Raw genomic sequence first — 10,994 nt, 5'->3', positions numbered from 1 at the left:
GGAACTGGACAATGCTTTCGCTGAATTTTGAGGTGGGAGTATTACTGCCCACGAATAGCGGGATAAACAAGTAAAGACTACCATTGCTATGTTTTGTATACATAGTAATGGTAGTTTTTTGTTATGGAAAAATCATCCTAGTACTTCGTTTATATAAATCCATTTTAATTTTTCGACATATAAGTCGCTGCTATACAAAATACAACATGACTGCTACTTGCTTGTTCCCTTTGTTTAAAACCCGGTATGTGGCAGGAAAAGGCTCTGACCGTTTCTATGCACGGCCAGATGCTCTCGCCCCTTTAAAAAGAAAGGGGTTTTTATGTAATTTTTTTACTGAAAAAATTACGAAGTTTTGTAAGAAACAAAATGATTGACATTATTAGTTATAAAGTTTAATATTTAAAGACGTTAAATATTTCATTGTTTAAATAAGGGGTAGAGAATATGCAAAATGACATGACTCATATAGATAAAATTCAAGCTCTTGCATTTTCTATTAGCAAGAAATTGCAAACGGAGTTATTAGAGAAATTACAGTCATCTGGATTAACACCACCGCAATTTTATATTTTAAAAATTTTAGATCATTACGGTGCATCAAGAGCAACAACATTAGCGAAGAAAATGTATGTGAAACCGAGTGCAATTACAGTCATGATTGATCGTTTAATCGATCAAGATTTGGTTCTACGTTATCATGATGAAACTGATCGTCGCGTTGTTGTAATTGAGTTAACGTCAAAGGGGAAAGCTGTTCTAGAAGAGGCAATGATTGCTCGTAATCAACATATTGCCAAGTATTTTTCCGAATTAGAAGTACAAGAGAGAGAAGACTTGTTGCGATTATTTGAGAAGCTAGAAGCAATTATTTGTCAATCATCAGAGAAGAAAGAGACAAAATAAAGAGAGTTGAGGAGATTATATGGAACAACAAGCAAATCAAAATAGAACGTTGTTGTTAATTGGTTTAGTTATCGCAATGTTATTTGCTGCATTAGACGGAACAATCGTTGGTACAGCAATGCCACGTATTGTCGGTGAACTTGGCGGATTAAGTTTAATGACATGGTTAACAACAGCATATATGTTATCATCAACAACGGTTGTACCAATCGCTGGTAAATTAGCCGATTTATTAGGTCGCCGCACTGTATATATGACAGGATTAATCGTCTTTATGATTGGTTCTGCGCTTTGTGGTATGGCAAATGGTATGACAGAATTAATTATTTTCCGTGCTATTCAAGGGCTTGGCGGCGGTATTATGATGCCGATGGCTATGATTATCATCGGGGATATGTTTACAGGAAAAGAACGTGCGAAATGGCAAGGGGTTTTTGGAGCGCTTTATGGTCTTGCTTCTGTCATTGGTCCGCAAATTGGTGGTTGGATTGTTGATTCAATGAACTGGAGATGGGTATTCTACATTAACTTACCAGTTGGGATTTTAGCGACAATCTTTATCGCAATTGGCTTAAAAGGGAAGAAACAAACTGGACCAATTCAAATTGACATCGCTGGTATTTTCACGATGATCGTCGGTGTTGTGAGCTTATTATTAGCATTAACATTTGGCGGAAAAGACTACGCTTGGGATTCTTGGCAAATCATTGGGTTATTTGCACTTGCGGTGATTGGTCTTATAAGCTTTGTGATGGTCGAGAAAAAAGCAAAAGAACCGATTTTACCTGTCCATTTCTTTAAAAATCGTACATTTACAGTATTAAATGCAATTGGTTTCTTTATGAGTATTGGAATGTTCGGAGCAATCATGTTTGTTCCATTCTTTATGCAAGGTATTGTCGGTGTAAGTGCTGCTGAATCAGGAACGATTATGACGCCAATGATGATCACGATGATCATCACGAGTATTATTGGCGGTCAGCTTGTATTAAAAGTTGGAGTAAAACCACAAATTATTACTGGGATGCTGGTTATGGCTGGCGGCTTTGGGATGTTAACGACTATGGATATGCATACAAGTAAGCTCGTTGCAACGTCGTATATGATGATTATTGGTTTCGGAATGGGCCTTGTAATGCCAACTTTAACATTAGCATTACAAGAAAGCTTCCCGAAAAAAGATCTTGGAGTTGTAACTTCATCAAGTCAATTCTTCCGTCAAATCGGTGGTACATTTGGGATTACGATTTTAGGTTCCATTATGAATAACACATCTGGTACAGTATTAACAGATAAGTTAGTGCCTGTATTGAATACGTTCCCACCACAAGCAGGGCAAATCGTGACGAAGTTTAAAGATATGATTCACACAGATCCACAAGGGCTATATTCAATGTTATTTAGTCCAGAAGCATTGAAGAAAATCCCAGAACCAATTGCAAATAGCATTGTGCCTGTATTAAAGACATCATTATTAGATTCTCTTCACCATGTATTTATAACTGGATTAGTATTTATTCTCGTTGGTGCTGTATTTACATTGTTCTTGAAGAAAATTAACCTTTCTGATCGTAAAAAGGGAACAGAAGAACAAAAGAGTGAAGTAGAAGAAAAAGAAGAAAAAGATGCAAGTGTATCTGTTTCATTATAAAAAAGAGCATCGCCAGTAGTGGCGATGCTTTTTTATATGTAATCGCAATTTTTACTAGTGGGAGAGCGATTTTGGATGTTATCTTGTCATTTACAAATAATTGACGGATTTTCATGAATACGTTATATTATTTCCGTAAACGGTTACATATGATAGAAAGGGAAAAGAATGTATACGATAAAAGACTCCGCTAAACTAGCAGAGATATCTGTTGCAACCATGTCAAGGAATGGCTATGTGCATGAAGATACACTTCAAAAAGTAAAGCGAGCATGATAAGCCAAGTACGGTGGCACGTTCTCTATAGAATAAGAGTTATCGTTTAATCGAGTTAATCGTCCAAACATCATAAATCCATTCTTTCCATAGGTAGCCCGGACGGTAAAAAGACGTAGCTCATGAACAAAGATATACAGTTGTATTATGTATTTCTGATCGAAGTTTCACTTTATTGTTGTAAAAAGTCCGCAAAATAGCGGTAATTACATGAATTTTAAAGTGCCGGTTATAGCAATTGATCGTATCGCATTCGGTACAGTAAGGAGGGAAAGAGATTGCCAAATATTGTAGTGGTTGGCAGTATTTCCGTAGATTTAGTTGCCATCTCAAAAAAACGCCCGAAAGCTGGTGAAACAGTAATTGGGGAAGCATTTCATACTGTTCCAGGTGGAAAAGGTGCAAACCAAGCTGTAGCTGCAGCACGTTTAGGCGCAAATGTTGCGATGGTTGGAGCAATTGGAAATGATAATTACGGAAAATTTGTTCGAAAAAATTTAGAGAATGAGCATATTTTTAATGAATATGTGGAAGCGGTTACGCATGAAACAACAGGCATTGCTCATATCGTATTGGCTGAAGAAGATAATAGTATCATCGTTGTACAAGGTGCAAATCGTTCTGTAAATGAACAACTTGTAAATCGCGCAAAAGATCTTCTTACGAAAGCGGATATGGTTGTTTTGCAACTCGAAATTCCACTTGAAACAGTAAAATATGTACTAAATATTTGTGAAGAGCATCAAATTCCAGTTATTTTAAATCCAGCTCCAGCGCAAAGATTGCCAGAGGAAGTGTTACAAAAAGCAACGTACATTACACCAAATGAGCATGAATGTCGAATTGTTCTAGATGACTTTACATCACCGATGGAATCACTTCTTGAAAAATATCCTAATAAATTGTTGATGACGGAAGGTGGAAACGGTGTTCGCTTCCATAATGGCACAGAACTAGTTCATGTACCAAGCATTTCTGTTGAAGTTGTCGATACGACAGGAGCTGGAGATACATTTAATGGTGCATTAGCAGTTGCGATCGCAGAAGGAGAAGAATTGCAAAAAGCGATTTGTTTTGCAAACATTGCAGCCGGGCTTTCTGTAACAAAATTAGGAGCTCAAGGTGGTATGCCATCAAGAGATAAATTACGAGAAGTACAGATGATTGTAGGATGGTAAAGTTTTAATTAGCATATATTGAACTGTCAAATGCATTTGAAATTATGACTTTTAGCGTAATTTTACTGTAGAGGTATTGACTTATCGGTACGTTCTATTTTAGCATTATGACGTACACTTATTGTTGGTATGGATTTATTCTTTGCAATAGGAGTGGGATTGCTTGCTGATTTTATTATTAGAATTGTAAACGGTCTCATCATTGAGGAAAGAAAAATAGCACCTTTTATCAACAATGATGTTTTTAGGGGCTTTATATTCGTTTTTATGGACAGACGTCTGACAACTACTTTTAGTTATTGCTTTGATAATTCTTGTAACGTGTATGACAGTAATCATTTCTGTTCGTTACGGAATGTTGGAAGCGTTTGCTAATATTACCGTAAAATGAATAGTAGTCGATGTACAAAACCTCGTTTAAAAACAATGTGTAATCGGTATCATTTCAACGGATTCCAATGCAGTTACATCGGTAGTAAGTGTGGCAAAGGAAAAAAATAAAAATTATTTTGGTTGAATTAGACCGTATTAAGAAAAAATAAACACATACTTACATTCAGAAAGGAAGAAAAAAACATGAAATTTTTTATTGATACAGCAAACATTGACGAAATTAAAGAGGCAAATGACCTTGGCGTATTAGCAGGTGTGACAACGAACCCATCTCTTGTTGCAAAAGAAGGCGTAGATTTCCATGAGCGTATTCGTGAAATTTGCAGTGTTGTAGAAGGACCTGTAAGTGCAGAGGTTATTAGCCTAGAAGCAGATAAAATGATTGAAGAAGGAAAAGAATTAGCGAAAATCGCACCAAACGTTGTTGTAAAAGTACCAATGACAACAGAAGGTTTAAAAGCAGTAAAAGCGTTCTCTGATTTAGGAATTCGTACAAACGTAACATTAGTATTCTCAGCAGTACAAGCATTACTTGCAGCACGTGCTGGTGCAACGTACGTATCTCCGTTTTTAGGTCGCTTAGATGATATCGGTCATAACGGCATGGACTTAATTCGTCAAATTGCTGATATCTTCGCGATTCATGGTATTCCAACAGAAATCATTGCGGCATCTGTACGCCACTCTGTTCACGTAACAGAAGCAGCGTTAAACGGTGCACATATCGCAACAATTCCAGCAAATGTTATCGCTTCATTAGTGAAACATCCATTAACAGATCAAGGAATTGAGAAATTCTTAGCTGACTGGGAAAAAACACAAGGTTAATAAAATAAAAAAATGGCTCAACGTAAATGTTGAGCCATTTTTTTATCATTTTATCCCAGAAGACCTCTTCTTCAAACGCGTGAAGGGCAGAGCCCAGCGGTAAGGAGGGGATGAATGGGGGCTCTTGCAGCTCCTTTTTCTGTCTGATTCTCATACACATGAAATTTTTCTGTAAAATCTCATGTATTTGTTGAAATCGCTTCCTGGATTGTATAAAATAGAACCAGAAAAGGAACGAATGTTCTTGTTTGGTGGTGAAGAAGGAAAATGAGGAAAACCTATTTCTCTCAAAGGGTGTATAAACATACCTTACCAACTGCACTTGTGAACGAATTGTCTCATGTTTTGCACATTTTCAATCAAGCGAAACGTTTTGCCTTTCAAACTTTGATTCGTGAAAAGCGCTGGAGCCGAAATCTGCATAATGAAAGTCTACAAATTGTCTTAAAGAAACGCTTTCGTCTTAACGACTATTATGCCAATAGTGCTCGGCAAGAAGCGATTGCCCTATTCTCCGCTGTAAAAGAACAACAAATACTCCATCTTCAACAAATTGATGAGAAAATCAAAGACCTCAAGAAGAAACTCAAATCTGAACGCTCCTATCTAACCAAGATGAAAAAAGTGAAAGAGAGTTTTAAGAAAGGGAAACCGAAATTTCCTAAAAATACTTCTTTTACCATCCAACCAAGTGGGATTATATCCCTTTTTCTTCCAAAGAAAACGATGATTTGGCTGACCTTCTATTCTTTTGAACATGGCCATTTGGATCAAAAAATCAAGAACATAAAGGCAAAAATCGGACGGTTGAAGCACCGATTCGATCGCCTGCAACAAAAGAAAGAAAAGCTACAAGAACATGTTCCAAGTGCTGTGTTTGGCACAAAAAAATTGTTTCGATCTCAGTTTACAAAAGAAGAATTTGTAACACATCATGAAGGATGGAAACCCCTTTTTTCTGCGGCTCGAAACAAACAGATGATGATTTTCGGCCGCAAAGATGCTCGCTATGGTAACTTTGTTTTTCAATACAATATCGAAAAACAGGAACTCTCTTTTACCTCTATACATGGAAACGTGTGGACTTTCCCATTTTTGATGTTTCCGTATGGACAAGACATCGTCAATCATGTAGTAGCCGGACAAATTGCGTGTAAACAAAAAAAGAAGTACGGTGAGCCGATTTCTTGGTCTATTGAAGACTACGGAGCGTATTACCTCATCAAATGTATGGTAGATGTAGAAAGCAATTCTTACATCAACTTTAGTACAAGTGACGGTGTCATTGGAGTAGATTGTAACTACGATCATTTGGCCTGGGGAAATGTTTCGAAAGATGGAAACTATCTCGAAAGCGGCATTCTTTCTTTTTCTTTAGAGGGGAAATGTTCCGGTGCTATTACAAAAATTTTAGAAGCAGAGGCGATTCGTCTTGTCGAATTGGCTGTCCGAAAGAACAAACCAATTGTGCTCGAGAAGCTGGACACTACGCTCTCGAAAACGGGGAACAAGTACGATAGCAAGAAGAAAAATCGAAGGAAAAGTATGTTTGCGTACCGAAAGATGATAGATGCGATCCAAAACCGGGCAAACAAGATGGGGGTGGATGTAAAGCAAGTAAACCCAGCGTACACATCGATTTCCGGAAAAATCAAGTATATGCGCAAATTTGGCATCTCCATTCATCAAGCAGCTGCTTTCACGATTGGGAGACGCGGGTTAGGTTATCAAGAGAAGGTACCGAGCGTGTTCAAAACCTATATGGATCTAACGAACATGCATCATTGGAAACAATGGAACATATGGAACATATGGAACAAACAACTAGCTGTTCGTACACATGTATTGTATACGTTGTTTGATGTAAATCGGCCTCATGATGGTATAAATGGCTCTCATATGGAGCTAACGGAAGAAGAAAGAAAAGGAATGCGCAAATTGCTTGCGTATAAAGGATGAGATTACGGGTTACTCGACCTACTTCTTAACGATACAAAACAGAACACAAGGTACCAGTCTTTTACTCCTTTCACCAGAGCAGATGATGTGGTCTAGGAAGCTGGGGGCATTGCCTTATGTTCTCTCCTCTATGCCGCTTGAAGAGGAGGGCGTACCTTTTTTTGTCTGCTTATACAGGGGCAGAAATGGGTCATCTATGGATACTTCGGATTGACGGTATAGAGAACTTCTCTTGTTGAACGGAGGAGGTTTCGGAACCTGTTGTCATCGGAACAAGGGGTTCTAGAATCCCCCACTTCAAGTGGCGTTAGCCGATAAGTGGGGGTAGTTCAATTGATGGCTCTAAAGTAAAGACATTTAAACAATATTATGAAGAACAATCTGGAGGAAGTTATACTGTTGATGGTTATGTAACTAAGTGGCTTACAGTTCCAGGAAAAGCAGCAGATTATGGGGCTGATAAAAAGAGTGGTCACGATAATAAAGGACCTTTAAGCCCACGTGATCTTGTAAAAGAGGCATTATAAGCGGCGGCAGAAAGTGCACTTAATTTAGCTGATTTTGACCAGTTTGACCGCTATGATAATGATCGTGATGGGAATTACAATGAGCCAGATGGTGTGATTGATCACTTAATGGTCGTTCATGCAGGTGTTGGACAAGAAGCCGGTGGTGGAAAGCTTGGAGATGATGCAATCTGGTCACATCGTTCTAAGCTAGGTCAGAAACCATATGCCATTGGAGGAACAGAAGCAACAGTTCCAGATTGGGATGGAAAGATAGCTGCATTTGATTATACGATTGAACCAGAAGACGGTGCGGTTGGTGTATTTGCCCATGAATTTGGACATGATTTAGGATTACCAGATGAATATGATACAAAAGATACAGGTGAGGGTTCGCCAGTTGAAGCATGGTCTCTGATGAGTGGGGGAAGTTGGACTGGAAAGATTGCTGGGACAGAACCAACAAGTTTTTCACCGCAAAATAAAGAGTTCCTACAAAAGAATATGGGCGGAAACTGGGCAAATATTGTTGAAGTAGACTACAATAAATTAAATCGAGGTATGGGATACGCCACATATTTAGATCAAAGTGTAACAAAGTCGAAACGTCCGAGTATTGTACGAGTGAATTTACCAGATAAAGATGTAAAGACGATTACACCAGCATTTGGTAAGAAAGCTTATTATAGTACAAAGGGAGATGATATTCATACAACATTAGAAACACCAGCATGGAAAGTAAGCTCAGCTGTTCGTGGTGTTTTCGATTATCAAGGTTTACCGGGAGTAACAACATTTGATGATTTGAAAACATATAGCAATAGTGCAATTCCAGATGCAGGTCGTAAAGTTCCGCAACTTGGATTGAAATTCCAAGTTGTAGGACAAGCAGAAGATAAGTCTGCAGGCGCAGTTTGGATTCATAGATAAATAGATTAATAGATTAATATACTTTATGTTTTTTTAGAAGGCACATTCTTTTTATTGTGAGAATGTGCTTTTTTATTTTAAACATTCAGCTTCGAATAAATACTTAAATATTTTATCGAGTTATGTGGAGAGAAAAAATATTTCCGGGGGAATTGTCGAAAGCGATTCTATTTTTGGCTTGGATTCTTGCTTATGGGAAGGGCTACTGCTGTCAGCAAAGTGTTGCTTTTCAAAATAAAAAACAATGATGGAGTTTATCCCATCATTGTTTTTTTAAATCTTCCTCGTACATAAATTGTTGAAGCAAAGGTAAGCAAGAAAGCTGTTCCAATTACAAAGCTTACGCTCGGTGAAGCGCCGATTGCTCCAATTGTAAATGAGCCGGCCACAACGCCTAATGAGAAGAAGGCATAGAATAATCCAAATGCTTTTCCGCGATTGTCTTCTGTTGTATTTTCAACAAGTAAGGCGTTAATAGAAGGAAAGAGGATGGCAAATCCAATTCCGTAAATCATCATTACAACGAAAAGCATGCCTTTTGTTGTAAATATACCAAGCAATGATAGCGCAAGTGCCATCACTGCAATACCAATGACCATCATTTTTTGACGGTTAAAGAAATCGTATATTCGATTTGTAGGTAGTAAGAAGAAGAGGATTGCAGTAATTCCAAAAACACTGAGCATCATTCCTGTTGTAGATGTTTTTAGTCCTAAGGCTTCTATTTTTACAGGTAGCATATATGTGACAATTCCTTGTGAAAACATTAAGGTGAAAGCACCGATATATGCTTGTAATAATGGTTCGAACTTTAATAATTCGAGCAGCTCTTCCTTGTTCATCATTTGCATCCGTGAGGTTTTTGTTCTTGTTACATGATTTGGCAGTAAGAAAAGCGAGATCATTGTACCAAGTACCATTAAGATAGAAACGGTAATGAAGACCCAGTGGATACCAGCCTTCGCTTTCATAATCCCACTAAAAGCGGGACCGATAATTGCTGCTGTTCCAACGGCTGCACCAGATATAGCCATTGCTTTCCCTTGTTTCGTTGATTTTGTTTGTTTTGATAAGAAAGTGAAGGCGGCTGGTATTAAGAAACCGTCACTAAATCCGTGCAGAAAACGAACGATAATAAGCTGTTCTCCGCTTTGAACAAAGATATACAATAAAACTATGAAACTTGTAATGCCCATGCTAATATAAAGAACTCTTTTTGGTCCATATTTATCAACAGAGGCACCTGCAATAATATTACCTATCATATTAGCAAATGAGTACATTCCAACGACAAGACCGATAATAAGGGGAGTTCCGCCTAGATTTTGTGCGTATGTACTCATAATTGGTAACTGTGAAAATGTATCGAAAAATGCGATGATAACAATAAAATAAATAAAGTACTTCAACTCTTTCACCTCTCTTGTGCTATTATGACATAATGCTAATTTTCTCCGCAATGAAATTGATTGGTATGTTTGGAAATTTGCGCATTGGATTATAGAGGAGGAAAGGTATTAGAAGACAGTGAAAAATAGATTTTACATGTCTTCACTATACTTATATTAATCTATTTAAATTCTTCAACGTATAAGTCGCTGTTATACAGAATACAACATGATCACTTCTATGCATGGCCAGATGCTCTCATCCGCTTAAAAAGAAAGAGAGTTTTTAATTTGTATTTATATAGTATGTAAGGAGATTATCTCATGAGTTATTTACAAATTGGAGGTGGGGAATATTTGCCGCTTACAATAATAAAACAGAAGCCATTCGTAAAAATGACTTCTGTCGTTCAAAACTTTTGTGGAATACCATTATCAAACGGTTGAATTCGTTTCATAATTTAAATCCAAAAAAGTTTTTTGCTAAAAACTCGAGTTTATCAACAATTTTTATTTATTTTTTGATAAATTGTTGCGTCCAAATATTTCCCTGTGCCACGTAGCCAACACCTATATAAGTGAAATTCTCATTTAAAATATTTGCACGATGCCCTGGGCTGTGCATCCAAGCGTCCATAACTACTTCTGGTGTTTGTTGCCCTTTAGCAATATTTTCACCTGCTGCGGAATAGGAAATACCAAAACGTGTCATCATGTCAAATGGTGAATTATAAACTGGACTAGTATGAGAAAAATAATTATTTTTCAACATATCCTCTGATTTTATACGTGCTACTTTACTAAGCTCTGTATCTATCTGTAATGGAGATAAGCCCACTTTCGCTCGTTCTACATTAACTAGCTCAGCAACACGTTTTTCAAACGCATTTAGTACATGACTTTTATTCTCTTGTTTTTTAGCTTCTTCTTGCTTTCTAGCTTCTTCCAGCTTTCTAGCTTCTTCCCGCTTTTCGGCTTC

At 37.4% G+C, this 10,994-nt stretch carries 8 protein-coding genes and 2 pseudogenes; 8 read left to right on the top strand and 2 right to left on the bottom strand.

The window, feature by feature from the left end; genetic code table 11:
• The first annotated feature begins 447 nt into the window (after window positions 1–447).
• The 7 genes and pseudogenes from V7024_RS10315 to V7024_RS10280 all read left to right on the top strand — a co-directional run.
• On the top strand, window positions 448–906 hold the full coding sequence (locus V7024_RS10315) for a MarR family winged helix-turn-helix transcriptional regulator (RefSeq protein WP_335519174.1): 459 nt from the start codon (window positions 448–450) through the stop codon (window positions 904–906).
• 19 nt (window positions 907–925) lie between these two features.
• A complete protein-coding gene (locus V7024_RS10310) occupies window positions 926–2,557 on the top strand; it encodes an MDR family MFS transporter (protein ID WP_335519172.1) in 1,632 nt (543 codons plus the stop codon).
• Between the two features lie 168 nt (window positions 2,558–2,725).
• A pseudogene (locus V7024_RS10305) lies at window positions 2,726–3,082 on the top strand (transcriptional regulator); the annotation flags it as partial.
• A 29-nt stretch (window positions 3,083–3,111) separates the two neighbouring features.
• Window positions 3,112–4,011, top strand: coding sequence for a ribokinase (rbsK, locus tag V7024_RS10300; RefSeq protein ID WP_335519171.1), 900 nt, complete (start codon window positions 3,112–3,114; stop codon window positions 4,009–4,011).
• A 576-nt stretch (window positions 4,012–4,587) separates the two neighbouring features.
• Window positions 4,588–5,232 (top strand): fructose-6-phosphate aldolase, encoded by a 645-nt coding sequence (fsa, locus tag V7024_RS10290; protein ID WP_335519168.1) that lies wholly within the window; start codon window positions 4,588–4,590, stop codon window positions 5,230–5,232.
• A 267-nt stretch (window positions 5,233–5,499) separates the two neighbouring features.
• Entirely contained in the window at window positions 5,500–7,191 is a 1,692-nt protein-coding gene (locus V7024_RS10285; protein ID WP_335519167.1) for an IS200/IS605 family accessory protein TnpB-related protein, read from the top strand.
• A gap of 335 nt (window positions 7,192–7,526) precedes the next feature.
• Window positions 7,527–8,627, top strand: a pseudogene (locus V7024_RS10280) (immune inhibitor A domain-containing protein); the annotation flags it as partial.
• 254 nt (window positions 8,628–8,881) lie between these two features.
• On the opposite strand, the gene V7024_RS10275 reads toward V7024_RS10280, so the two are convergent.
• Window positions 8,882–10,045, bottom strand: coding sequence for an MFS transporter (locus V7024_RS10275; RefSeq protein ID WP_335519164.1), 1,164 nt, complete (start codon window positions 10,043–10,045; stop codon window positions 8,882–8,884).
• Between the two features lie 294 nt (window positions 10,046–10,339).
• Here V7024_RS10275 and V7024_RS10270 point away from each other — a divergent pair, with 294 nt between their 5' ends.
• Window positions 10,340–10,462, top strand: coding sequence for a hypothetical protein (locus tag V7024_RS10270; protein WP_335519162.1), 123 nt, complete (start codon window positions 10,340–10,342; stop codon window positions 10,460–10,462).
• A 67-nt stretch (window positions 10,463–10,529) separates the two neighbouring features.
• Here the strand turns inward: V7024_RS10270 and V7024_RS10265 are convergent.
• The coding region (locus V7024_RS10265) for a CAP domain-containing protein (protein ID WP_335519160.1) at window positions 10,530–10,994 on the bottom strand (465 nt) is incomplete at its 5' end.

Origin of the sequence: Bacillus sp. JJ864 (assembly GCF_036963045.1) — a bacterium.
Classification (GTDB): domain Bacteria; phylum Bacillota; class Bacilli; order Bacillales; family Bacillaceae_G; genus Bacillus_A; species Bacillus_A pseudomycoides_C.
Note: the sequence above shows the minus strand (reverse complement) of the source record. Positions and strands in the feature narration are given on the sequence as shown.